The following is a 24,748-nucleotide window of genomic DNA, read 5'->3' as shown; positions in this document are numbered from 1 at the left end:
CGGTCCTGCTATCGGATTAATCTTGGGTGACCTGCATCCAGGCCTGCGCCGGCCCCTCCATCATGGCGACACGACCGCCATCGCCGGTGTCCATGTAGATGCCGAAGCGCTTCTCGCGCCGCTCGCGCGCATAGCGGCACAGCATGGAGCGCAGCTCATGGGTGGGGACGAGGTCATAGGGCAAATCATCGACCGGGAAGAACTGCAGGCCGGCGGGCAGGGCCGCTGCCGCGCCTTCCGCCAGCCTGGCTCGGTAGATCAGGTAGCCGGGATCGCTGTCGGCGACATCGAACACCGAATAGAGAAAGGTGTCCTCTGGCACGAGGCTGAGCTCGCCGCCCTCGAGCATGAGCTGGCTGTCGGCCTTGCGGCGCTTGGCCGTGGGTAGCACCCAGCCGCCCTTGCCGTCGGCGCGCATCAGGAGATGGTCCTCGGCCTCGACGAGATAGCCGATGATCATGCCGTGCGAGGCAAGCCAGCCGGCGGGGAGCGGGTCCTTCACGCTGGCATAGCGGCCGCGGCAAAAGCCGAGCGGGGCCGAAGGGCTGGTGCCGAAAGCCCGGACCTCGCCGATCAGGATGACGTGGTCGCCGGCATCGACGCGGTCATGCACGGAGCAGTCGAACCAGGTGAGGCTGTCGGTCAGGATGGGTGCGCCGGTGTGGACGCGGTCATGCGTGACCGTCTGGAACTTGTCCGCTGCCTTCGAGGCGAACACGCCGGAGACGCCGACCTGGCCCTCGTGCAGGAGATTGACGGCAAAGGAGGGGGCGGCGCTGAAGGCCTGGAAGCTCGAGGCCGACTTGCCGACACAGACCAGCAGCAGAGGCGGGTCGAGCGAGACGGAGGTGAAGGAATTGGCCGTCATGCCGCGCGGCGTGCCGTCCGCCTCGCGCGTGGTGATCACGGTGACGCCGGTGACGAAGGTACCGAAGGCCCGGCGCAGCGCGACGGGATCGATCGAGGCCTGCGCCCGCACCGCTTCCTCCACCATGAGCTGCCCTCCCGCTGTTCTGATAAGGGGAGGCTAGCGGGCTGGACTGGGGGCATCTTCCTCTTGTTGGCAGGAGGGGGAGGGTGAGTTGTGCTGCGATACGGAGGACGGCTCCATGGCGGAGGACGCGGCGCTCGCCTTCCTATGAGGCAGGAGAAGTCACCCATACTTTGCAGGCAAGGTGAGGGTTGGGCATAGCGAAGCAGTGACGGAAGGGATTGAACCACGCTGGCCTTGCCGGAGGCCATCGAGTTTACGTCATGCCGCTATGGCGTACTCATTTTGCAGCCTATCACATCTTAGAAACACGATTTTTAATCCGGTACCTCTCGGGAAAGGAGTTCACCACCCTCGATGAAGTTGTGGTATTATTTGCTGGCTCATCCGGCACAGATCTCGGGGTATTTGGATGCGATCGGTTCGTTGTGTCATTGCGGCGTTGTCCGCGTCGTTATCACCCACCTCGGTCTTTGCAGCAGATCTGGCACTGAAGCCGGCCGAGCCTTCGGCAGTCGTCGTCATGCCCTACGATTGGAGCGGCCTTTATGCCGGTCTCCATGCCGGGTATGGCTGGGGCAGGGAAAGTGACAATCAGAGCAGCCTCTTTCCGGTGATACCAGGCCCGCGCCCACCGCCGGCGGACAAGTTCGATCTCGGCGGCTTCGTCGGAGGCGCGCATGCCGGCTACAACTATCAGATCGGTCAGTTCATCCTCGGCGCTGAAGGCGATATCGACTATGCAAATCTGAGGGGCAGCGCGAGTACCACCTATGCCGGTGGCACCATTGCCCGGACGCTCGGCCTGAAATCGGATTGGCAAGGCTCGGCCCGGCTCCGGGCTGGATATGCCATCGACAATATTCTCCTCTACGCGACCGGCGGCGTTGCCTTCGCCAATGCCAAGCTCTCGACGGCGGGACAGGATTCCAGCAACACTCATATCGGCTGGACCGTCGGCGGGGGCGCGGAATATGCCTTCACACAGAACTGGATCGGCCGTGTGGAAGTCCGATACAGCGATTTCTCCAAGAAGACCTATCAGACCATAGACGGGCCGGTGAAGGCGGACTGGAACCAGACGACCGCGACTGCTGGTGTCAGCTACAAGTTTTGATTTGCGCTGCGCCCTGTTCGCGACGCCTCACCCCTCTTTCGTACCGATCACCCCATGCAATCGTATCGCCAGTTCCACCGCGAAGCGCTTGTCGGGCGTCTCGACGTCGATGCCGAAGAGTTCCTGGATGCGGGTGAGGCGGTAGCGCAGGGTGGTGACGTGGAGGCCTATCGTGTCGGCGCAGGCCTGGCTGCGGCAGCCTTCGCGCAGATAGACGGAGAGGGTTTCGAGATAGGGCGTGCCGTGCTCGCGGTCGTGCTCGGCGATGGCGCCGATGCTGTCCTGCACGAAGCCCCTGACATCGCCGACGTCTGAGGCGGCGACCAGCATCGGCAGCGGGCCGAAATCCTGGCTCGACAGCGCGCCGATGCGCCCGAAGGAGCGGCCGATGCGGATCAGGCGATTGCAGCGCTCCCAGGCGGCGGGATAGTCGGTGAGGGTGCTGCAACGATTGCCGGCGACCACGATCGGCTCCTCGTCGAAATAGCGGCCGAGCTCCTCGGCGATGCGGCGCATCAGGCGGGCGAGCTTCTCCTGCCGCTTGCTGGTGTCATGGGGCACCAGGCAGACGAGGCCGCCCTCGATGGCGATGACATCAGCCGCCACGCCTGCCTGTTGGGTGATGCGGGCAAGGCTGTGTTCGAGATCGATGGAGACCCCGCCCAGCGCCTTGGTGCGCTCGGGGAAATCGACGACGATCATCTGCTGCGCCGCGTTGAGATGCAGGCCGAGGCGCTGGGCCCGCTGCAGCACGTCATTGGCGTTGCGCCAGCGCTGCTCCACGATCTCGAAGAAAAGCTCGGTCTGAGTGCGTGTCTCGAAGCGAAAGCGGATGAAGCTGCGCATCATCTGCACGCTGAGCGCATAGCGGGCGCTGTCGAGCAGGAGATGGTCGAGATCGTTGAACTCATTCGCCGTCTGAAAGATGATCAGCGCACCGACGAGCTGGCGATCGACCGTCAACGGCTCGATGCGGGCCGTGGCACGAAAGCGGTGCGTGCCATCGTCGAGGAAGAGGCTGGCGCTCTCCCCGCTGCCGCGGTCGATTGAATCGTGCGCGGCCTTCATCAGGCTGCGGCTGAGTGCCGTGCAGGCGGCTTCCTGCCAGGCGGCATCGTCATAGAGATCCGGATTGGGTGAATGGCCTGGCATGACCTGGTTGGCGGTGAAGTCGACCACCACGATCGGGTTCGGCAGCAGCGCCCCCACCATGGCGGAGAGGTTGGAGACCGAACCATCTGCCAGCACCTGCTCCAGCAGCGTGGTATGCGCCTTCAGCGCCCGCTGCAGCCGCTCGGCTGCGCGCATTTCGGCCTGGAGGCGATGCTCGCGCTCCACGGCGATGGCGCCGAGATGCACGATCATACCGAGGAAGGCGAGATCCTCGGCCGAGACGGCGGTGATCTGGCGGGAGATGACGCTCAGCACCATCGGCCAGCCCTCGGCATCGACGCAATTCATCGGCATGACCAGCACGGTGCGGTAGTCGCGCTCGAAGGCCTCCTTGCGATAGCCGGGGAACTCCTCGGACTCGCGGGCGTCGCGGATATAGACGGGTTCGTTGCGCTGCAGGGCGATCAGCGAGGGGCTGGTGGCGAGTTCCCAACGGTCGGGGAGCTGGCGCTGCAACAACGTGGGATCGTGGCGCACGATGACATGGGCGTAGCCATGGCTGGCGTCGATGGCCATGATCGAGCCGAGCGCCCAATGCGCATGGTGGCAGGCGGCCTCGATGAGATGGCGCAGCACGGTGGCGAGGTCGCCGCCGCTGTTGATCTGGCTGGCGACGTCGCGCAAAGCGAGGATCTGCGATTTCTGATCCACTGGCGTTGTCGTTCCTCGTGCATCCTTCTGGAAAAGGGCGCGGGAGGCTCGGGGTGGCGGTCTCCGACCGCCATTCTCAGAACCACTGCGGTTGTGGAGAAGAAGATGGCAATCGGAGACTGCCACTCCAAACCGCGCCCCTCCTGGCCGATCCTGCGTCCTTTGCTCCCCGCAATCCTGCATCGTTTCGGTGTATAATGCCGCATCCTTATCCTCCATTCCATAGGAAGATCGAACACACCTCGACTCCCTACCCTCGGCTCTTCTCAACCAGTCTGGGACGTTGCGGCCATGGATATCGGTGTCAGGAAGATCACCACCTTCATCGAGGAGACCTTCATCGAGGGCGGCAAGCCCGCCGAGCGGCCGATCACCATGCTTGTGGTGGCCGCCATCTTGAAGAATCCCTGGGTCGGGCAGGGGTTCGTCGACAATCTGCGCCCTGAGATCCTGCGCATCGCGCCGGTGCTGGGCGAGGAGATGACGCGGCGCATCCTTGCCCATATGCCGGCCAGCAAGGTCGAGGCCTTCGGCAAGGCGGCGGCCGTGGGCGTCAATGGCGAGATCGAGCATGCCTCGGCGATGATCCACACGCTGCGCTTCGGCAACGTCTTCCGCGAGGCGGTTGGCGGCACGACCTATCTCGAATTCACCAACACGCGCGTGGCACCCGGCGCGCTGCTCTCGCTGCCGATGACGCACAAGACCGAATCCGGCCGGCGCTCGCATTTCCTCACCGCCAGCTTCCAGATCGCCGACGCGCCGGGCCCCGACGAGATCGTGGTCGCCATCGGGACTTCGGATGGCGGGCGAGCCCATGCCCGCATCGCCGATCGTTTCCAGGACCTAGCGGAGATGGAGGCCGACAAGGTCTCCTGATCACCGTTTGCAACCGGGCGCGCTATCATCCACATACTATGCCAGCACCTACAAGGCCGGCACCCTGCGCGAGAAGCTTTTCGGGGCCGGCCCCTATCTGCCGCAGAACCATCCCGCTCTTGCTTTTCGCGATATCGAGGCGGTGAAGCGTCGCGAGACCGCGGAGTGGGAGGCGGGCGTGCAACGCCTAGCGGCGGGGCGGTAGGGGGACTGGGACCGCCGGCCCTTGGAAACGAGCGCTGGCAGAGAGAGGCGCGATCGGTGTACCGGTCTTCTCAGCCACATCGACCTTCAGTCGATGTGGCGGGAACAGCATCTTGCCCCCGAGGCACAGCGCATGCCGGTCTGAAGACCGGCACACCGATTGCGGCCTGCGCTCTGGCCATCGGTCCCTGGAACACCTCACCCGTCCTGCATGCCGTCCCCAAAAAAGGCAATCCATGGTGGCTTGACAGCCCCGGCAATTCCAGTCCTAACTGGTCTGGTCGCCGGTCCAGTTGATCCAGGTGCAAGCGTCCTTTCATGTCCGCGCAGACTGCTCTTTCGGTCCTCGAACACGTGCCCGAACTGCGCCATGGCGTGGTGCGGCGGCAGGTGCGCGAGCTGGTGGCCGATAAGATCGCTTCGCTGATCGCCGCCGGCATCCTGCAGGTCAACGACACCCTGCCGAGCGAACGCCACCTCGCCATCGCCCTGCAGGTGAGCCGCGAAACGGTGCGCGGCGCCATGCAGATCCTGGCCGGGCGCGGCATCATCGGCATTTCGCATGGCGCGCGCACGCGGGTGCTCAGCGCCGATGTTGGCCCTGTAACATCAGGCCTGCACGAGCCGCGCATCATCAACCGCTACGACATCGAGGCCATCCATGCGGCGCGGCTGCTGGTGGAGCGGCCGGTGGTGGCGGATGCCGCCCGGCGTATCGATGCGGCCACGCTGACCATGCTGGAAAGCTCGCTGGAAGCCCAGCGCGAGGCTCTAGGCGATCCCGTGCGCTTCCTGATCTGCGACCGCGAGTTCCATGTCGCGATCTATCGCGCCTGCGGCAACGATCTGCTCGCTGATTTCGTCATCGACCTCTACCTCTATGCCATGCCCCATCGCCGCAAAGCCGTGTCGCAGCCGGGCGCCATCGCGCTCAGCTGCCAGGATCACGCCGCCATCCTGGCCGGTCTCAGGGCGCATGATCCGGAGGCCGTGGTGGCGGCCTTCGGCATTCATCTCGATCGCATCTACGCCACGACCCGCTCGATCCTCGAAGAGGAGAAGGCCGGCGCGGACGCATAGAGGGAGGCTCACTTCCCGCCGCAAATCCCCGCAGAGGGATGAGGTTGAACCAGGAACCGCCAAGGAGCGGATTGGGAGGATCACATGAAGAGAAGAACATTCCTGCAGCTCACTGCTGGCGCCGCGCTCGTCGGCACCGGTGCCTTCGGCATCCCGGCCGCGCGGGCTGCAGGCAAGGATATCGTCTATCTGACGCCGGGCCTCGATCTGCCGTTCTGGCGCTATCTGTCGAAGGGCGTCGAATCCGTGGCCAAGGCCAAGGGCTATGGTTTCCAGGCATTGGATTCGCGCAACAGCCCGCAGACGCAGCTCCAGAATGCGCAGGACGCCATCGCCAAGGGCGTCGCCGGCATCGTGATCTCGCCAACGGATTCGTCCACCGCGCCCAGCGTGCTCACCCTCGCCGCCCGGGCCGGCATTCCGGTGGTGATCGGCGACATCGGCACCAACAGCGGCGATTATGCCGCCTTCATCATCTCCAACAATTATGAAGGCGCCAAGGGCGTGGGCGAGGCGCTGGCCACGGCGCTCAAGGCCAAGGGCTGGGACGGCGGGTCCGTCGGCCTCGTCACCATTTCGCAGGCCCGCAAGAACGGCCAGGCCCGCACCAAGGGCTTCCGTGACGGCCTCGCGGCCGGTGGCTGGACAGGCAAGGAGGCGGGCCTGCAGCAGATGCAAGCCTATACCGCTGACGAGACCTTCAAGTTCACGCAGGACATGCTCACCGCCAATCCCGACATGCGCGGCCTGTTCGTGCAGACGGACCAGCCCGCCATCGGGGCCCTGCGCGCCATCAAGGCCGCCCGCCGCAGCGACGACATCCTGGTCGCCGCCTTCGACGGCATCCCGGAATTCGTCGACCTGCTCAAGTCGAAGCAGATCGTCGCCTCGGGCATGCAGCAGCCCTATCTCATGGGCCAGAAGTCCGGCGAGGCGCTGGTGACCGCGCTCGGCGGCGGCAAGGTCGAGAAGGAGGTTTCCGTGCCGATCCTGGTGGTGACCAGCGACAATATCGACAAGGAGCTGCCCACGGTGAAGGAGACGGTGTTCGCCAACGAGATGGGGTGAGCATGGAGTGGCGGTCCCCGACCGCCATTCTTGAACCGCCTCGTTTGATGAGAAGGGATGGCGGTCGGAGACCGCCACTCCGGTTAAGGAGTCCTCCTTGCCCGCAGCCGCCGAGCCCCTGCTGATCGCCACTGGCGTTGCCAAGACGTTCGACCGCACCCGAGCCCTCGCGGGCGCGCGCTTCGAGCTGCTTGCCGGCGAAGTGCATGGCCTGCTCGGGGCCAACGGTGCCGGCAAGTCCACTTTGTCGAAGGTGATCTCGGGCCATGTCAGGCCCGATGCTGGCGAGATCGTCTATCGCGGCCAGCCGATCCGCCTGCGCTCTACCCGCGACGCCCTCGATATCGGCATCGCCATCGTGATGCAGGAAACCAGCCTCGTGCCCGATCTCTCGGTGGCCGAGAACATTTTCCTGCCCGAGCTGGGGCGCCCCGGCCGCCTCTCTTATGCCGACCTCCACAAGCGTGGCGCCGAACTGCTCTCGGTGCTCGGGCAGGGCGACGCACTCCCCCTCGACATCGAGGTCCGCCGCCTCTCCGCCGCCCAGCGCCAGCTCGTGGAGATCGCCAAGGCGCTCGGCGTCAACGCCAAGCTGATCATCTTCGACGAGCCGACTTCCTCCCTCAGCCCCAGCGAGGTCGAGCGGCTGTTCGACATCATGACGCGCCTGCGCGACGATGGCCGTGGCCTCGTCTTCGTCTCGCACCGGCTGGAAGAGGTTTTCGCCATCACCGACCGGGTGACCGTCATGCGCGAGGGGCGCACGGTGGCCTCCTCCCTTCCCACCGCCTCGCTGAGCCAGTCCGATCTCATCCGCCACATGGTCGGGCAGGATGTCGGCGCCATCTATTCGCGCGAGGGAGCGGGCGCCCGCAGCGATGCGCCGGTCGCCTTCGAAGTGCGCAACATCGCAACGCCGCCGCTGGTCAAGGATGTCTCCTTTGCCGTACGCCGCGGCGAGATCCTCGGCCTGGGCGGCCTTGTCGGGGCCGGGCGGTCGGAGACGGTGGAGGCAATCTTCGGCCTCAGGCCTCGCAGTGCCGGCACCATCCTCATCGGCGGCAAGCCGATCGATCCGCGCAAGCCGGCGCAAGCGGTGAGGGCCGGCATCGGCTTCGTCGCCGAGGACCGGCGCTCGCAGAACATCGTGCCGGACCTCTCGGTGAAGGAGAATTTGCTGCTCGCCCATCTCGGCGCGCATCACGGCTTCGGCCTTGGCTATCGCAGCCGCGAGAAGGCGGTAGACGCCCTTTTGCGCAGCCTCGGCCTGCCGCCCGACCGCCTGCTCGACGCCAATATGCTCAACTTTTCGGGCGGCATGCAGCAGAAGATTATCATCGCGCGCTGGCTGCTGCTGGAGCCGCGCGTGCTCATCCTCGACGAGCCGACCAAGGGCGTCGATATCGGTACCCGCGCCTCCATCTATGCCATCCTGCGCGACATCGCCGCCAAGGGCGTCGCCGTGGTGGTGGTGTCGTCCGATTTCGAGGAACTCCTCGGGCTCTCCAACCGTATCGTGGTGATCAGCGACGGCCTCAGCGTCGCCGACCTGCCGGCCGATTTGCTCGACGAGGAAAAGCTGACCCTGCTCGCCGCGCCACGCACCTCGATGGCGCGTAACACCGAGATCCTGCGCGGCCTCACCCAGCAATGCGGCGGCGCCGGCTTCTGGGCCCTGATCGACAATGACAGGCTGATCTGCCTCAACCTGGTGGCGAGGGATGCGGCGGCCGACCCCGGCTTCTCGGTGGGCGAAGTGAAGCCCCTCGCGGCCACCCGTATCGCCGGCGCCCTCAATCGGCGCGATCCGAGCTTCGTGCCGGAGGGCGACGGCTCCCGCGCCACTATGCTGCTGCCGCTGGTCAGTCCGCGCGGACATGATCTCGGCTGGGTCGGCCTGACCCTGCCCGGCGATGTCGCGCCGCCCGAACCAGGGCTGGTACGCGCCCGGGTCGATGAACTCGCAGCCACGCTGTAGAAAGATAGCCCGATGACCGACAGCACCACTTCAGATCCTGCGCGCCATCGCTTCGCCTGGCTGACCCAGCGGCTCGAGTTCCGCATGATCGGCCTCGCCATTCTGCTCGCCGTCTGCCTGTCGCTGCTCTCGCCCTATTTCCTCACGCGCTCGAACATCTTCAACATCCTCGACCAGTCCGTGGTGATCGGCATCGTGGCGGTAGGCATGACCTACGTCATCCTGACGGGCGGCATCGACCTCTCGGTTGGCTCCGTCGCGGGCGTCACCGGTATCATCCTGGGCCTTGCCGTGCAGGACAACTATCCCGTACCGGTGGCGATAGCGCTGGCGGTGCTCTGCGGCGGCGGCATCGGGCTCCTCTCCGGCATCCTCATCGCCTATTTTGGCCTCGCCGCCTTCGTGGTCACTTTGGGCGTGATGGCGATCGGGCGCAGCCTCGCCTATATCCTCTCCGGCCAGACTGCGATCGCCAGCATCCCCGACAGCATGCAGTCGATCGTCTATACGGACGTGTTTGGCATTCCCACCAACGTGCTGTTCCTGGCGGCGCTTTACATCCTCGCATGGGCCTATCTGACCTACACCAAGGGCGGGCGCACCATCTATGCCATCGGCTCCAACAAGGAGGCGGCGCGGGCGGCTGGCCTCAGCGTTCTCTTCTATTCCGTGCTGCCCTATGTGATCTCCGGTGCGCTCTCGGCCGTGGCGATCACCTTCTCGATCGCGCAGATCCTCTCGGCCGACCCGCTGATGGGTAATGCCATGGAACTCGACGCCATTGCCGCGGTGGTAATCGGCGGCGCCAGCCTGTTCGGCGGGCGCGGCTCGATCATCGGCACACTGATCGGCGTGCTCATCATGGTGATGATCCGCAACGGCCTCAACCTGATGGGCGTCTCGCCCTTCTGGCAGGGCTCGGCCATCGGCACGATCATCATCGTGGCACTGCTGTTCGAGCGCCTGATCGGGCAGAGGGTGGGACGGTAGGAAATTGGGGGGCGGGTCTTCAGACCCGCCTACGAAGCCCCGGCTCCAAATGAAGAAGGCGGGTCTGAAGACCCGCCCCCCGATACTACCCAAGGCTCTTCGCCAGCACCTGCGACAGGCGCTCGGCGAAGCCGGCGGGGTCGCTCGGCACGGTGCCATCCAGGATGCGGGCCTCATCCAGCAGCAGCTTCGTCGCGCTTTCGACGAAGGCGAGGTCGCCACCCGTCTCGCGGGCGGCCGCGAGCTTGCCGACCAGGGCATGGCGCGGATTGATCTCGAGCACCGGCTTTTGCAGCGCGCCGTCGAGGCGGCCGGCACTGGCCAGGATCTGCTCCATGCGCCGGTCCATGCCTTGATCGGGCGCCACCAGGCACACCGCGCTCGAGGTCAGGCGCTCGGAGGCCCTCACATCGGAGACGTCGTCGCCCAAAGTGGTCTTGGCGAAGGCGAGGAAGGCGGCGATGGCGGAGGAAACTTCCGGCGCTGGCTCCTCGGCCTTGTCGGCGAGCGGAATCGAGGCCAGGTCCGCACTGCCCTGCGTCACCGACTTGAAGGGCTTGCCGTCGAAGCCGAGCGCCGAGGTGACCCAGAAACTGTCGACGGGATCGGCGAGCAGCAGCACCTCGATGCCGCGGGCGCGGAAGCCTTCGAGATGCGGCGAGGTCTCCAGCCGCTTGGCATCGTCACCGGCGAGGTAATAGATCGCCGTCTGGTTCTCCTTGAGACCCGCGACATAGTCCTTCAGGGAGCGCCATTCGCCGGCCGAGGTCGTGGTCTTGAAGCGGGCGAGGCCGAGCAGGGCGTCGCGGCGCTCGAAATCCTCGTAGAGGCCTTCCTTGAGCACGGCGCCGAAGTTCTCCCAGACCTTGGCATAGGCCGCAGCGTCATTGCCCGCGAGCTTATCGAGCTCCGAAAGCACGCGTCCCGTCACCGCCTTGCGGATGGCTGACAGGAGCGGGCTCTCCTGGATCATCTCGCGCGAGACGTTGAGCGGCAGGTCGGCCGAATCGATCAGGCCGCGCATGAAGCGGAGATAGCCGGGCAGGAGATCCGCCTCGTCGGTAATCAGCACGCGGCGCACATAGAGCTTCATGCGGCCCTTGCGTTGCGGGTCGAACAGGTCGAAGGGGCGCGATCCCGGCACGAAGGCCAGCATCGTATATTCCTGGCGGCCCTCGGCACGGAAGTGGATGGTGAGCGCGGGATCGTCGAACTGGCCGGCGAGGCTGCGGTAGAAATCGGTATAGTCTTCGGCCGCGATATCCGCCTTGGGGCGCGTCCACAGCGCGGCGCCGTCGGCAACCTGGCGCGGCTCGGCATCGGGCTTGTCGGCCAGCAGGATCGGCACCGGCACATGGCCGGAATGGGCCTTGATCATCTGCTCGATGGTGAAGCTCTCGGCGTAGGACTTGGCATCCTCCATGAGGTGCAGCACCACGCGTGTGCCGCGGGCGGGCGCCTCCTCCAGGGCGACGGCGGCCACCGAATAGGAGCCCTTGCCGTCGGAAGACCAGAGGCTGGCGACGTCCGAGCCAGCGCGGCGGGAAAACACCTCGACCTTGTCGGCCACCATGAAGGTCGAATAGAAGCCGACGCCGAACTGGCCGATCAACTGACTGCTCTCGGCCTGCTGGGCCGCGCTTTCCAGCCGCTCGACGAAGGCCTTGGTGCCGGAACGGGCGATGGTGCCGAGCGCCTCGATCATTTCCTCGCTGCTCATGCCGATGCCATTGTCCTCGACGGCAACGCGGCTGACATCGGGATCGAGGGTGATCCTGATGCTGGCCTTCTGCTCGTCGCCGAGAAGAGCGGGATTGGAGAGGGATTCGTAGCGGAGCTTCTCGCAGGCATCGGCCGCATTGGAGATCAGCTCGCGCAGGAAGACATCCTTGTCCGAATAGACCGAATGCACCATCAGCTGCAGCAGCTTGGCGACATCGGCCTCGAAGGTACGGCTCTGTGACCCGGTGGCATCCGGGCCAGCGCCCTGAACTTCAGCGCTCATTTTTCTTCACTCTTGATGATTGTCCAAAGGGGCGGAAACGCCGCTGCACAGATGGACAATTTGCGCGGGTGTTTCAAGGGTGCTGGGAGCGCGGACAACAGCAAAAAGGCCGACCTTTTGCAAGGATCGGCCTGAATTTACTCGTACAAATACGCCACCTCGGCGGACCCGGTCCAGCAAAAGTCGGGGGGCTGGGGGGCTGAGGTTTCCGGCTTGCGCCGAACCGGGTGCCGAGGTAACGCCAAGGAAATTCACTCCGGGCTAGGGCGGCTCCTTGGCTGGATTGCGGCGAAAGCATGACTTTTGGTGAAGATATATTGCTGCCTATGCGTGCAGAATGATCTTCCCCTCGCGCGGGTTTTCCGGCGCAGAAATTCGCTCCGGCCTTCGAATACAAAAGACGGATTTTCGGTTGTTTTCAGCGATTTTGGAGGAGAAGCGCAGGACGGCATCATGCAAGCCGGCTTTGCGGACGGGGGCCGCTCCGTCTGCCGGAGCCGGGCCGTTTCGATCACGATTTTGTAATCGGAGCGTCTTGTTTTCCGACGGAAGCACCTAAAATCGCGAAATGCTTCCGCTCCCAGAGAGGCAAGCCGGGAGAACGTTTCGACCGAACGGGTTTTGTTTTTAGGCTTCCTCGCCGAACTTGTCCGCTAGCAGGGCTTCCAGAGCGTCCATGCAGGGGCGGGCGTCCTTGCCCGAGGTCTCGACCACGATGGTGGTGCCGCGCGCCGCAGCCAGCATCATCAAGCCCATGATCGACTGGCCGCCGACGGTCTCGCCGCAGCGGGTGACCCTCACATCGGCATCGAAACCTTCGGCCGTCTGCACGAATTTCGCCGAAGCGCGGGCATGCAGGCCCTTGTTGTTGATGATGGGCAGGATGCGGACAATGCCGCCTTCAGTGGTTGGCGCCGGCGCCGAATCCGGCTCGAGACAGGGTTCTTCGTCAGTGCTGCCTGCTTGCATCTGCTGCCCATGCAACGAGGAGATTTCCGCCTGCATCTGGATCGGCGCACAACCGGCGGGTGCGCTCGAACCCCAGCATTTGGCCCAGGGGTTGGTATAGGCCACCGGGGCTACCATAGCCCCGTCGGCGAATTGGTCATGTACAGCGAGATTGAGAGAACGTCGAATCATTGGCCTGACAACACACGACTGGCGATATTGATATATTTCCGGCCAGCCTCTTGGGCGCGGGTGACTGCTTCGGCGAGGGGAACCTCGCTGCGCAGGCGCGCCAGTTTGACAAGCATAGGAAGGTTGATTCCGGCCACGACCTCGATCGAAGGGCCACTCATCACGGATATAGCCAGATTAGAAGGTGTTCCTCCGAACATATCCGTGAGCACCGCGACGCCAGAGCCGGTTTCGACCCTGCCGATCGCATCGATGATGTCGCGCCGTCTTTGCTCGACATCGTCTTCGGGGCCGATATCGATGGCCTCGACATTACGCTGCGGCCCCACGACGTGTTCGAGAGCCGACAAAAACTCGGTCGCAAGATGACCATGCGTAACGAGAACCATGCCGATCATCGGGTGATCCGCATCGAATCTTTGGGGTCGCCGTCGCTATCGCGACAACAATCCAGGCCACTTTCGCTTTCGCGCCACCCGGTGTTGAGCAAAATGAGACGACGCCTCCGCAACGCACGGTCAAGGCGCTTTGGCGGCGCCCCACAACCCGTAGCTTTCGGGGCGTGATATTATTCTCGCGTTGCACAAAAACAAGTCTCCCAGCGGCTCACATTGTCGCAGTCTCGTCACATCGCGGCCATACGCGTCAACGCTTTGTTAAGGACGATGACTGCCCGCAAGAGTGGAATTCACCCCTGAGACTGTTCCAGTTTGGGCAGAATCTGCTCTATTAATGCAACGGCGTTCGCAAAATCGCGCGGAACGGCCAGATAAGGCAATTCGATGCCTTCGAGCCGGATGCGGTGAATTTTTTTGCCGGCCTCGGCGAAAACTTCGGCATCGGGCAGGATATCCACAACAAGCGACACCGGCGCAGAGGGCTGGAAGTCGATGTTTTCGATGCCGGCATCCCGCAATCCCCGACTGCGCCGCTCGATCAGACCGGCGATCGCAGCGGGAACGGAGGCGACGAGTCGCCCCTCGATCGCCTCGATATAGACACGGTCGTCACCCACCAGCCTGGCCATGCGCCCCTGCTCCGCCGCCGTCTCGATGAAGTGCAGCGCAAGGCGGCTCTTGCCCGCGCCCGACTCGCCGCGCAGCAGGATGCCGCGCCCGTCGAGCACGAAACAGGTGGCGTGAATGGTGGGGGCGGAAGGCATAGGTCGGCAGTCTGGCTCAGTCCGCCAGGCCCGGCAAGCGGATGACGAAGCGGGCGCCGAGGATATCGGCGCTGCTCCTGCGATTCTCGGCCCAGAGCAGGCCGCCATGCGCCTCGACGATCTGCCGCGAGATGGCCAGCCCGAGCCCCGAATGCCCGTTGGCCTGCGTTTCGCCGGGGCGGTCGGAATAGAAGCGCTCGAAGATCCGCTCGAGCGCCTGTTCGGGGATGCCTGGCCCGTCGTCGTCGATGGTGACCTCGACGTCATCGCCCCTGCGGTGGAGGTTGACGCGCACTTCCGCGGTCGGCGCCGAGAAGGAGCGGGCATTGTCGACGATGTTGTTGATCACCTGCTCCAGCCGCAGGGCATCGGCCCTGATGAGAAGCGGGGCGTGGGGACGCTCCTCGGCCACGCTTAGGCGCACCTGCGCGCCCTCATTGCGCCTCACCGTATTATAGGCGTCGGTAAGGGCGATGAGGAATTGCGCCATATCCAGGGGCTCGGCCCCGGCACGCAGGGATTGGGCATCGAGGCGGGAGACGTCCGAGATATCCGAGACCAGGCGGTCGAGCCGGCGCACATCGTGCTGGATGACTTCGAGCAGCCTGTCGCGTGAGGCTTCGCTCCTGGCGCGCGGCAACGTCTCGACGGCCGAGCGGAGCGAGGTCAGCGGGTTCTTGAGTTCGTGCGCCACGTCGGCCGGCAGGCCCTCGGCCTCCTCCATCGCGAAGGGTTCGAGAGCCTGCGCAAGCGAAAGCGTGGCGCGCGTCCTCGTCAGCTTCAGCAGCATGGGCAGGCTGAGGCCGCCCATGACCCTGACATTCTCATTGTCGGCCACGGACATGGCGAGGTTGCCAGGGATCTCGCCAAGCAGATCAGCGAGGACGATCACCCCTTCGCCGGAATCGACCTGCCGGATTGCCGCGCGAAGCTCCTTTCTCCTCGCCTCGATGTCGTCGCCGGGACAGACGTCGACCGCCTCAATACCGCTCTGCCGCGCGGCAAGATGCTCGAGGGTTGCCAGGAATTCACTGGCCAGATGATGGTGAGCGACGAGAACAATACCGATCATCACTGCAAGCCAAATGTTTCAGCTCACCCGGTGTTCCCGTCATAACGCAGAAGACGAGCTTCGTGTTTCATGGCAGGAAGCCGGCAACTCTTATTATATTCTTCCACAGCGCCCGTATAAAGTGGGCCAAAACGTCCCGGGGACGTGTGGACGGCCCCAAGCAGATTCCGGAAAAGTGCCACACGGTTTTCCGACGAGAATCTGCGATAGAACAAAGAACTAAGCGGACGAGGCGTTGGTCTGCCAACGAAGGGCTGCCTAGAGCAAAATGCGTTCAGGTCGACACTGTTCCGAATTAACTCACTGGAAACAGAAGCATTTTGCGATTCCTGGTGATTCAGTCCGGAGGTAAACCGCGTCAGGGCGCCGCGGCCGGCAGCCGCACGACGAAGCGGGCGCCGAGCATCTCCTCGCCATTCCTGCGGTTCTCGACCCAGAGCGTCCCGCCATGGGCCTCGATGATTTGCTTGGAGATGGACAGGCCCAGGCCGGAATTCTGGCCAAAGCCCTGCTCCTCCGGCCGATCGGTATAGAAGCGCTCGAAGATCCGCTCCAGGGCATGCTCAGGTACGCCGGGCCCGTCATCCTCGACGGCGATCTCGATGTCGTTCTTGTTGCGGCGCAAATTGATGCGCACCTCGCCGTCCCTCGGCGAGAAGGAGCGCGCATTGTCGACGAGATTGTTGATGACCTGGCCGAGCCGGGAATCATGACCATTGGCGAAGAAGGCGGTCGCGGGCAGCCCCATAGGGATGGCCAGCCGCACCGTCACGCCGTCGTCGCGCTCCACGCTGTTGAACACATCGGTGAGAGCGGTCAGCACCTTGACGACATCGACGGGCTCGGCGCTGTTTCGCAGCAATTCGGCATCGAGGCGGGAGGCGTCCGAGATGTCGGAGATCAGGCGGTCGAGACGGCGTACATCGTGCTGGATCACCTCCAGCAGCCGGTCGCGCGAGGTCTCGCTGCGGGCGAGCGGCAGGGTTTCCACCGCCGAGCGCAGGGAGGTCAGCGGATTCTTCAATTCATGTGCGACGTCGGCCGCGAAGCTCTCGATCGCCTCGATGCGCTTGAACAAAGCGGTGGTCATGTCGCGCAACGCCCCGGACAGATGGCCGATCTCGTCGGAGCGCTCGGTGAAATCCGGAATCTCCTGCCGCGATTTCACGCCGTAGCGCACCCGCTCGGCCGCCCGCGCCAATTGCCGGATCGGGCCGGCGATGGTGCTCGCCAGCAGGATGGAAAGGATCACCATCACCACGGCGGCGACAGCGAACACGCGCAGGATGGCGACGCGCTCGGCCGTGACGATCCCGTCGATGTCGCCGGGACGGGTGGAGAGCTGCAAGACGCCGAGCACCGTCTTGAAGCGGATGATCGGCACGGCGACCGCGACGATCGATTCGTTCCGTTCATCGACGCTCACGAGATAGGAGGGCGTGCCGTCCAAGGCGGCCCGCACCTCGCTGTAACCCTTGCCGTTCTGGTTGCCGAGCTCCTTGTAAAGCGGGGCGTCGGAGCGGAAGACCAGGCGCTTGACAACATTCCAGATCTTCTCGCCCAGGCTCGGCTCTTCCTTGGGCTTGGGCAGGTCCGAGCGAATGATATCGGAATAGAGAAACAGATTATCCGAATCGATGACCGGATTGAGGTCCTTGTCATAGACGCGGGCGCGCAGCGTGGTCGGCGAGACCAGGCGCTTCATCAAGGGCGCGACCTTTTCCGGGTTGAGCGGGAAGTCCAGCAACGTCGAATCGTCGCTGTCGTCGTCAGTGGCGGCCCGCTGCTCCAGGAGCTTTTCCGGATCGATGTTGATCGAGCCCTGTTCGACTGTGGCCGAGCCGGCGACCGCGCTCGCCATGATCTCGCCCTGCGTCAGGAGCGACTTCACGCTTGCGTCGATAAGCCCTTCGCGAAGCTGGTTGAGATAGATGATGCCGACCACCAGGGCGACCAGCCCGGCGAGGTTGAGCACCACGATGCGGCGCGTCAGGCTCGAAAAAGTCTGCACCGCCACGATGCGCAGCAGCCGGCGTAGACGCCGTCGGAGCATCGACCGGGGCCTGGGAGCCTCGGCGGTTCCGGTCTCGCGCTCGGGGGTGGTGTTTCTGTCGAGCAAAGCAGCCTCAGGATCGATGGAGCATGACTATAGCATCGGATCCGCGTCCTGAACCGGAACCAATGCTACAGACGTGGCGGTCGCATCGTTTTCGGGGAAGGCTGGCGTAGCCCTTCCGGCGCGATGCTCCCTCTCTCCTCTGCGGGGAGAGAGCCCCGGAGCCTCCGGTGACAGGTCCTGTCACGCTTCCTTGAAGCGGTAGCCGACGCCATACAGCGTCTCGATCATCTCGAAATCATCATCGGCCTGCTTGAATTTCTTGCGCAGGCGCTTGATGTGACTGTCGATCGTGCGGTCGTCGACATAGACCTGGTCATCATAGGCAGCATCCATCAGGGCGTTGCGGCTCTTCACCACGCCGGGGCGCTGGGCGAGGGCATGCAGGATCAGGAATTCGGTGACGGTGAGCACCACCGCCTCGCCCTTCCAGGTGCAGGTGTGACGTTCCGGATCCATGCGCAGCAGGCCGCGCTCGAGGATCTTGGCATCCGAAGCCTTGGTGGCGGCGGCGTCCTTGGGCTGGAAGCGGCGCAGAACCGCCTTCACGCGCTCGACCAGCAGGCGCTGCGAGAAGGGTTTGCGGATGAAATCGTCGGCGCCCATCTTGAGGCCGAAGAGTTCGTCGATTTCCTCATCCTTGGAGGTCAGGAAGATCACCGGCAGCTCGGACTTCTGGCGCAGGCGGCGCAGCAGCTCCATGCCGTCCATGCGTGGCATCTTGATGTCGAAGATGGCGAGGTCCGGCGGATTGGCCTTCAGTCCATCGAGCGCCGACATGCCGTCATTATAGGTCTGGATGCGATAGCCTTCTGCTTCCAGGGCGATGGAAACCGACGTCAGGATATTACGGTCGTCATCGACCAGTGCGATCGTTGGCATTGCATTCCTCACAGTGAGCGGGGCAAACCGCTAAGCTTATTATGGTGCTGCCGAACGCAAATCACCATAGATTCTCCCGCATTCTACGCTCAAACGGGCGGAAGTGTGAAATTATCGCGGCAAATCTGTTCTTCTGATTGCTTATTGGTAATAAAGCGACAATTTCCAAAGCGTTTTGCGATTTGACAGGGATCGCCGCGAATCGCAAAAACGCGTCAAGGCAAGGAACTGGCTCAAAACGGCGTTTCTGCCCAAACGCGTTTTTGCTCCAGGAATTGCAGGTGAGGCGAGTCTTCAACCCGATGTCCAGCACCGATACCACGCGCCAGCCCGGCCAGCCGAACCCGGCCGGTCAACCCGTCGATTTCGAGCCGGTCGCGGAGGCGAAAGCGTTGCTGCGGCGCATTCGGGCGGGCGCCCTGGCCACCATCGACGCTGAGGACAGCTCGCCCTTCGCGAGCCTCGTCAATGTGGCCACGGATGTCGACGGCTCGCCCTTGCTGCTCCTCTCCAGGCTCGCAGCCCATCGCGCCAATATCGAGAAGGATGCGCGCATTTCGCTGCTCCTCAGCGAGGGCGGCAAGGGCGATCCACTGGCCCATGCCCGGCTGACAGTGATGGGCCGGGCCGAGATCGCCGAGGGCGAGGCCGTGAAGACCCGCTTTCTGGCACGCCATCCCAAATCCGCCCTCTATGCCGGCTTTCCCGATTTCAGCTTCTTCAAGGTGGCGCTGACCGGCGGCCATCTCAATGGCGGTTTTGCCCGGGCGGCGCGCCTGTCGGCCGAGGAATTGCTGACCGATTGCAGCGGCGCGGAAGCGCTGCTCGAGGCGGAAGCCGGCGCGATCGAGCATATGAACGCCGACCACGCCGATGCTGTCAGGCTCTACGCCACGAAGCTCGCGGGCACCCGGGACGGCCCCTGGCGCCTCACGGGCATCGATCCCGAGGGCATCGACATGGCTTTCGCCGACGAGACGGCGCGCGTGCTGTTTGCGGAGCGGGTGGTGGATGCAAGTGCGTTACGCAAGGCGCTCGTGGCGATGGCCGCTGAGGCGCGGGGGTAGGGGACGTTCCTGGGACCGCAGGCGTCTCGCCTGCCTCTTCCTTTCCCGCAAGCGAACTGGTTCCAAGAGCAGGCGGGACACCTGCGGTCCCAGGAATCGGCCGCGTTTCCTTCGCCCTCCCCATCCGGGCTGTAAAGCATTGAATCGCCTTACAAGCACATGCTAGGGATCGCTCTGCCGCTCATCCCAAGGCAAAACTGACAGATGTCTAAAGGTAACAAATTACCCGAAGTCGGCTTGCTGCTCTATCCTGGCGTGCGTACGGCCGCGGTCTATGGCATGGTCGACCTGTTCGAGGCGGCCAATGAGATCGCCAGCCGTCGCGTCGATTCGGCGGCGTCGGGCATCCGGGTAAGCCAATGGAAGATCGCCGAGGACGGTGAGATCGCCTGCGCCGTCGACACGCAAGGATCGGCCGAGCACGGGCCGGTCGCGATCGTCGCCCTGCCGGGCCTCGGCTCCCTGCCGTCCCGCGAGATTTCGGCCCGTTTCGCCCCCTGGCTGCGCCGCCAGCACGAAGAGGGCGCAATGCTGTGCTCGGTCTGCGCCGGCGCCTTTGTCCTCGCCGAGACGGGCCTGCTCTCGGGCCGGCCGGTGACGACGCATTGGAGCTTTGCGCAGGCGCTCGCCCAGCGCTTTCCCGACATCGAGATCGACACCGCCCAGATGATCATCGACGACGGCGATGTCATCACCGCCGGCGGCATCATGGCCTGGACCGATCTCGGCCTGACGCTGGTCGAGCGGCTGCTCGGCCCGGCCGTGATGCTGGAGACGGCACGCTTCCTGCTGGTCGACCCGCCCGGACGCGAGCAGCGTTATTACAGCAATTTCTCGCCGAACCTGCGCCATAGCGACGAGGCTGTGCTCAAGGTGCAGCATTGGCTGCAGGCCCAGGAGACAGGGGAGGGCGACCTGCGGCCAGTCTCGCTCGCAGAGATGGCGGGCCAGGCGGGCCTCGAGGAGCGCACCTTCCTGCGCCGCTTCCACAAGGCGACCGGGCTGAAGCCGACGGAATATTTCCAGCACATCCGCGTCAGCAAGGCGCGCGGCCTTCTGGAAATGACCAACCGCAATGTCGACCAGGTGGCCTGGTCGGTCGGCTATGAGGACCCGGCGGCGTTCCGCAAGGTGTTTTTCAAGGTGACGGGGCTTTCGCCACGTGACTACCGACGGCGGTTCGCGGCACGCCAGGCGGCGTGAAGGGCACGGGGGGCAGGTCCGTTAGACCGCTGCCACTGGCTCGGAATTCATATCGCTCTTGTCGGCCCGCTCCTGCGCCCAGGAGACCAGGAACACCGCAAGGCCGCCGGCAGCCAGTACCGCGCCGACCCAGCCCGTCGAGGCCCAGCCGAAGCCGGCCGCGATGGCGACGCCGCCGAGCCAGGCGCCCAGCGCGTTGGCGATGTTGAAGGCGGAATGGTTGAGGGCGGCGGCGAGCGTCTGCGCATCGCCGGCAACATCCATCAGGCGGGTCTGCACGGCCGGGCAGATGGCGAAGTTGCAGCCGATCAGGAAGATGCAGAGCGACACCATCCAGGGATTGGAGGCCGTGAGCCAATAGAGCGCCATCACCGCGATCACCCAGACCAGCATGCCGCCGATGGTGGGCATCAGCGCCTTGTCGGCAAGGCGCGAGCCGACGACATTGCCGACATTCATGCCGATGCCGAACAGCACCAGCGCCACCGGCACGAAGGCGGGCGAAAAGCCGGAAAGCTGCGTCAAGGTGGAGGCGATATAGGAATAGACGGCAAACATGCCGCCGAGGCCGATGGCGGGGATCGCCAAAGTGAGCCAGACCTGCTTGCGCTTGAGCCCGCCGAGCTCGCGCAGGGGGCTCGCGCCGGCCTGAATCTTGTCGAGCGGCAGAAAGATCCAGATCAGCAGGGCCGTCAGTGCGCCGATGGCTGCCACCGCGGTGAAGGCGAGCCGCCAGCCGAGCGCCTGTCCCAGCCAGGTCGCCACCGGCGAGCCGACCAGCGTCGCGAGGGTGATGCCGAGCATCACGCGCCCCACCGCCTGCGCCCGGCGGTTGGGTTCGGCCATGCCGGCGGCCACCAGGAAGGCGACACCGAAATAGGCGCCATGCGGCAGGCCGGCGAGGAAGCGGAAGCCGACCAGCGAGGGGTAGTTGCCGGCGAGCGCGCTGGCGGCATTACCAAGAGCGAAGACCACCATCAGCCAGAGCAGCAGCGTGCGGCGCGCCATCTTCGCGGAGATCACGGCAATGACCGGCGCCCCAACCACCACGCCGAGCGCGTAGGCGCTGATCATGTGGCCGGCCTGCGGCTCGGTGATGCCAAGGCCCTGTGCGACATTGGGCAGGATGCCCATGCTGGCGAATTCGCCGGCGCCTACGCCAAAGGCGCCCACGGCGAGGGCGAATTCGATCCAGGCGGGGTTGAAGCGGCGGGTCTGGGTCTCGACGGAAAGGTCGGAAAAGGAGGAAGTGGCCGGCTGGGTCACGAAAGGGCTTTCAAATATGAACGATACTGCAAACGAACTAAGCAACAGGCCGCGCGATGGGTCATCGCCGGTTGGAAAAGGCTTAAATTCAGCGGGTTGGGAAGCTTTTATTGCGTCGCAATATCGCTTTTGTCAGGCGATTTGTAAATCGATTCAACCTTGCATTTCAGCATGGCTGGGGCGCGAGCCATACCTGGGAGCGCGGACGTCCCGTCCGCTCTTGGAAACGCGGCGAGTGATGGAAAGAAGCGGCCAGGAAAGACGCCCATAGGCGTTGACTTTGCGAAGCGTGGCGGTGGAAACCGGAAGGGCGATCACCGATCGCCCTCTTCCTTCCTCGCAAAATGATCGTTTCCAAGATTGTCGATCAGTGATCGACACTCCAATCCTGCGCCCTTCCTCGCAAAGTCAGCACCTATGGGCACGACACCTGCGCTCCCAGGATCACACCGTCCTGTCGAACTCGGTCAGCGTCTCCTTCGCAAGCCGATACAACTGGGCCGGGCGTTTGCGTTCGGCTGTGGCGGCGGCCTTGGCTTCCACTTCTTCGAGGATATGCATCTCCATCAGCTTTCGGCGGAAGGCGCTGTCGTTGAGGGGGGTGCCCATTACCGTCTCGTAGACGCTCTTGAGCTCGGGCAGGGTGAACTGGGAGCCGAGCAGGAAGGCGGGCAGCGTGGAATAGCTCGCCTTGGAGCGCAGCCGCTGCAGGGCGGCGGCGATGATGCGGCCGTGGTCGAAGGGCAGGCGAGGGCAGCGGTCGGGATCGATGAGCTCGAAGGGCGGCGCACCCCGTGTCTCGGCCGCCCGCAGCGTCGCTTCCGGCACCAGAGCGAGATAGGCGATGGAGATCGACCAGCCGCGCGGATCGCGGGAGGGACCGCCGAAGCTGCGCAGCTGCTCGAGATAAAGGCCCGTCAGCCGCCCCTTGTCGGCCAGGATGCGCCGGGCCGAGGCTTCGATGTCGCCGTCCTCCTCGGGGCGGACATAGCCGCCGATGAGGGCGAGCTCGCCCTTGTGCGGTTCGCGATCCCGGCGCTGCAGACCAAGGCGCAGCGCGCCCTCGCTCAGGGTGACGATGACGATGTCGACGGTGGCGATCGGGCGCTGTTCGGGGCCGGAGGGGAGAGGGTGGGGCATGGGCTCAGCATAAGATACACTATGCAACTTGCAATTCCCGATGTCGCAAACGGCAGTGACGACGGCGTCGTGCGTCATCCAGCCGGCCGCGCACACGGGCAGAATGCCATTGGGGTGCAGAAGTCTTGGGGGTTACACTGGATCGCGCGTCGTGATATCCGCTTGCCCATATCAGAAGAGTCGACGGAGGAAGTCGGGGCAATTCGCGCAGTGACGCGAGCCCAGCCATGTCCACTTTCGATTCCCAATCTTTCCCAGCGTCCGTGACGGTTGTCCGGACCTGCCGGGGTTTTCTGCAGGAGTGTGTCGTGCGTTTTGCTTCCGTCACCGATCGTCTGGCTGATTTGGGCGCCGCGAAATGGGCCGTGCATCGCGAGGCTCGCCGCCGGGTCCTCTCCGGCCATGATATCATCGAGCTTGCCATCGGCGAGCCGGATACGCCTGCCCCGCAGGCCCTGATCGACGCCGCCATCGCGAGCCTCCAGGCCCGCCGCACCAAATATTCGGGCGGGCGCGGGGAGACCTCCGTGCTGGAGGCGATCGCCGCCAAATATGCCAGGCGCACCGGCCGCGCCATCACCACCGACAATGCCGCCTATATGCCGGGCACGCAGACGGCGCTCTATACCGTCATCTCCGCGCTGGCGGAGGCAGGCAACGAGGTGCTGGTGGGCGACCCGCTCTATGCCACCTATGAGGGCGTGATCCGCGCCAGCGGCGCTGATATGGTGCTGGTGCCGCTCGATCCGGCCAAGGGCTTCCATCTGCAGGCCGAGGATCTCGAAGCCCGCATCACGCCGCGCTCGCGCGTGCTGTTGCTCAACTCGCCGCACAATCCCACCGGCGCCACGCTGACGCATGACGAAATCGCCGCCATCGTCGATGTCTGCGTGCGCCATGACCTCTGGATCGTCTCCGACGAGGTCTACGAGACCATGGCCTATGGCTCGCCCTTCGTCTCCCCCTTCGACATGCCGGAGGCGGCGGAGCGCACGGTGGTGGTCTCCTCGATCTCCAAATCCCACATGCTGCCGGGCATGCGTGCCGGCTGGTGCGTCGGGCCGGTCGATTTCATCGAGCGCATGCTGCCGCTCTCTGAAATGATGCTGTTCGGTGGCCAGCCCTTCATCCAGGACATGGCCGCCTTCGCGCTCAGCGCCGAGTTCGACGAATGCGCCAAGATGGTCGAGAGCTTCCGCAGCCGCGCCGAGATCCTGCCCGAGGTCCTCGCCAACGCGCCGGGCTTGCGTTGCTCGAAGCCGGAGGGCGGCATGTTCGCCATGGTGGACGTGACAGGCACGGGCCTGGACGGAGAGAACTTCGCCTGGCGGCTGCTGAACGAGGAGAATGTCGCGGTGATGCCGGGCAGTTCCTTCGGCCAGCAGGCGGCGGGGCATATCCGCGTCAGCCTCAGCGCCGATGCCGACCAGCTGCGCGAGGCGGCAGCCCGCATGGTGCGTCTGGCGATCCGTCTAACGCAGGGCAAGGCGGCGTAATGGAGTGGCGGTCTCCGACCGCCATCTTCCCTGCCCCAAGCCCCTCCTTTCCTAGAATGGCGGTCGGA

The 24,748-nt window shown here is 64.6% G+C and carries 20 protein-coding genes and 1 pseudogene; 10 read left to right on the top strand and 11 right to left on the bottom strand.

The window, feature by feature from the left end; translation table 11 throughout:
* Positions 1-16: 16 nt before the first annotated feature.
* A complete protein-coding gene (locus QQL24_RS30890) occupies positions 17-994 on the bottom strand; it encodes a flavin reductase family protein (protein WP_284316135.1) in 978 nt (325 codons plus the stop codon).
* A 520-nt stretch (positions 995-1,514) separates the two neighbouring features.
* Between QQL24_RS30890 and QQL24_RS30885 the strand changes: the two genes are divergently transcribed.
* Positions 1,515-2,108 (top strand): outer membrane protein, encoded by a 594-nt coding sequence (locus tag QQL24_RS30885; RefSeq protein ID WP_284316134.1) that lies wholly within the window; start codon positions 1,515-1,517, stop codon positions 2,106-2,108.
* Between the two features lie 27 nt (positions 2,109-2,135).
* On the opposite strand, the gene QQL24_RS30880 is transcribed toward QQL24_RS30885, so the two are convergent.
* Positions 2,136-3,932: a helix-turn-helix domain-containing protein gene (locus tag QQL24_RS30880; RefSeq protein WP_284316133.1), complete on the bottom strand. Its 1,797-nt coding sequence runs from the start codon at positions 3,930-3,932 to the stop codon at positions 2,136-2,138.
* A gap of 291 nt (positions 3,933-4,223) precedes the next feature.
* On the opposite strand from QQL24_RS30880, the gene QQL24_RS30875 reads away from it, so the two are divergent.
* From QQL24_RS30875 to QQL24_RS30850, 6 genes and pseudogenes are all read left to right on the top strand, one after another.
* The gene (locus QQL24_RS30875; RefSeq protein WP_284316132.1) at positions 4,224-4,811 is read left to right on the top strand and encodes an amino acid synthesis family protein; all 588 of its coding nucleotides are present in this window, start codon (positions 4,224-4,226) and stop codon (positions 4,809-4,811) included.
* 37 nt (positions 4,812-4,848) lie between these two features.
* Positions 4,849-5,016, top strand: a pseudogene (locus QQL24_RS30870) (5,10-methylene tetrahydromethanopterin reductase); the annotation flags it as partial.
* A gap of 317 nt (positions 5,017-5,333) precedes the next feature.
* The gene (locus tag QQL24_RS30865) at positions 5,334-6,095 is read left to right on the top strand and encodes a FadR/GntR family transcriptional regulator (protein WP_284316131.1); all 762 of its coding nucleotides are present in this window, start codon (positions 5,334-5,336) and stop codon (positions 6,093-6,095) included.
* A gap of 84 nt (positions 6,096-6,179) precedes the next feature.
* A complete protein-coding gene (locus QQL24_RS30860) occupies positions 6,180-7,163 on the top strand; it encodes a substrate-binding domain-containing protein (RefSeq protein WP_284316130.1) in 984 nt (327 codons plus the stop codon).
* A 97-nt stretch (positions 7,164-7,260) separates the two neighbouring features.
* Complete coding sequence (locus QQL24_RS30855; protein ID WP_284316129.1) at positions 7,261-9,141, top strand: sugar ABC transporter ATP-binding protein; 1,881 nt, start codon at positions 7,261-7,263, stop codon at positions 9,139-9,141.
* A 12-nt stretch (positions 9,142-9,153) separates the two neighbouring features.
* Positions 9,154-10,131 carry an ABC transporter permease gene (locus tag QQL24_RS30850; RefSeq protein WP_284316128.1) on the top strand — a complete coding sequence of 326 codons (978 nt, stop codon included), beginning with the start codon at positions 9,154-9,156 and terminating at the stop codon, positions 10,129-10,131.
* Between the two features lie 85 nt (positions 10,132-10,216).
* On the opposite strand, the gene htpG is transcribed toward QQL24_RS30850, so the two are convergent.
* The 7 genes from htpG to QQL24_RS30815 all read right to left on the bottom strand — a co-directional run bounded on the left by htpG (position 10,217) and on the right by QQL24_RS30815 (position 18,508).
* Positions 10,217-12,136: a molecular chaperone HtpG gene (gene htpG / locus QQL24_RS30845; RefSeq protein ID WP_284316127.1), complete on the bottom strand. Its 1,920-nt coding sequence runs from the start codon at positions 12,134-12,136 to the stop codon at positions 10,217-10,219.
* A gap of 627 nt (positions 12,137-12,763) precedes the next feature.
* On the bottom strand, positions 12,764-13,105 hold the full coding sequence (locus QQL24_RS30840) for an HPr family phosphocarrier protein (RefSeq protein WP_284316298.1): 342 nt from the start codon (positions 13,103-13,105) through the stop codon (positions 12,764-12,766).
* A gap of 167 nt (positions 13,106-13,272) precedes the next feature.
* The gene (locus QQL24_RS30835; RefSeq protein WP_284316126.1) at positions 13,273-13,674 is read right to left on the bottom strand and encodes a PTS sugar transporter subunit IIA; all 402 of its coding nucleotides are present in this window, start codon (positions 13,672-13,674) and stop codon (positions 13,273-13,275) included.
* Positions 13,675-13,964: 290 nt separating this feature from the next.
* Positions 13,965-14,438 carry an HPr kinase/phosphorylase gene (locus QQL24_RS30830; RefSeq protein WP_284316125.1) on the bottom strand — a complete coding sequence of 158 codons (474 nt, stop codon included), beginning with the start codon at positions 14,436-14,438 and terminating at the stop codon, positions 13,965-13,967.
* Positions 14,439-14,454: 16 nt separating this feature from the next.
* Entirely contained in the window at positions 14,455-15,510 is a 1,056-nt protein-coding gene (locus QQL24_RS30825; protein ID WP_284316124.1) for an ATP-binding protein, read from the bottom strand.
* 358 nt (positions 15,511-15,868) lie between these two features.
* Positions 15,869-17,563: a sensor histidine kinase gene (locus QQL24_RS30820; RefSeq protein WP_284316297.1), complete on the bottom strand. Its 1,695-nt coding sequence runs from the start codon at positions 17,561-17,563 to the stop codon at positions 15,869-15,871.
* Positions 17,564-17,809: 246 nt separating this feature from the next.
* The gene (locus QQL24_RS30815) at positions 17,810-18,508 is read right to left on the bottom strand and encodes a response regulator transcription factor (RefSeq protein ID WP_068296688.1); all 699 of its coding nucleotides are present in this window, start codon (positions 18,506-18,508) and stop codon (positions 17,810-17,812) included.
* Positions 18,509-18,810: 302 nt separating this feature from the next.
* On the opposite strand from QQL24_RS30815, the gene QQL24_RS30810 reads away from it, so the two are divergent.
* Both QQL24_RS30810 and QQL24_RS30805 read left to right on the top strand, forming a co-directional pair.
* Positions 18,811-19,575 carry a HugZ family pyridoxamine 5'-phosphate oxidase gene (locus QQL24_RS30810; RefSeq protein WP_284316296.1) on the top strand — a complete coding sequence of 255 codons (765 nt, stop codon included), beginning with the start codon at positions 18,811-18,813 and terminating at the stop codon, positions 19,573-19,575.
* Positions 19,576-19,779: 204 nt separating this feature from the next.
* Positions 19,780-20,778, top strand: coding sequence for a GlxA family transcriptional regulator (locus QQL24_RS30805; protein WP_284316123.1), 999 nt, complete (start codon positions 19,780-19,782; stop codon positions 20,776-20,778).
* A gap of 21 nt (positions 20,779-20,799) precedes the next feature.
* Here the strand turns inward: QQL24_RS30805 and QQL24_RS30800 are convergent, their stop codons facing one another.
* Both QQL24_RS30800 and QQL24_RS30795 read right to left on the bottom strand, forming a co-directional pair.
* On the bottom strand, positions 20,800-22,044 hold the full coding sequence (locus tag QQL24_RS30800; RefSeq protein ID WP_431310777.1) for an MFS transporter: 1,245 nt from the start codon (positions 22,042-22,044) through the stop codon (positions 20,800-20,802).
* Between the two features lie 444 nt (positions 22,045-22,488).
* A complete protein-coding gene (locus tag QQL24_RS30795) occupies positions 22,489-23,184 on the bottom strand; it encodes an NUDIX hydrolase (RefSeq protein WP_284316122.1) in 696 nt (231 codons plus the stop codon).
* A gap of 308 nt (positions 23,185-23,492) precedes the next feature.
* Between QQL24_RS30795 and QQL24_RS30790 the strand changes: the two genes are divergently transcribed.
* On the top strand, positions 23,493-24,680 hold the full coding sequence (locus QQL24_RS30790) for a pyridoxal phosphate-dependent aminotransferase (RefSeq protein ID WP_284316121.1): 1,188 nt from the start codon (positions 23,493-23,495) through the stop codon (positions 24,678-24,680).
* Positions 24,681-24,748 lie beyond the last annotated feature (68 nt).

The sequence above is a fragment of the Labrys miyagiensis genome (assembly GCF_030160835.1).
GTDB classification, from domain to species: Bacteria; Pseudomonadota; Alphaproteobacteria; order Rhizobiales; family Labraceae; genus Labrys; species Labrys miyagiensis.
This window is presented reverse-complemented; position numbering and strand designations above follow the sequence as displayed.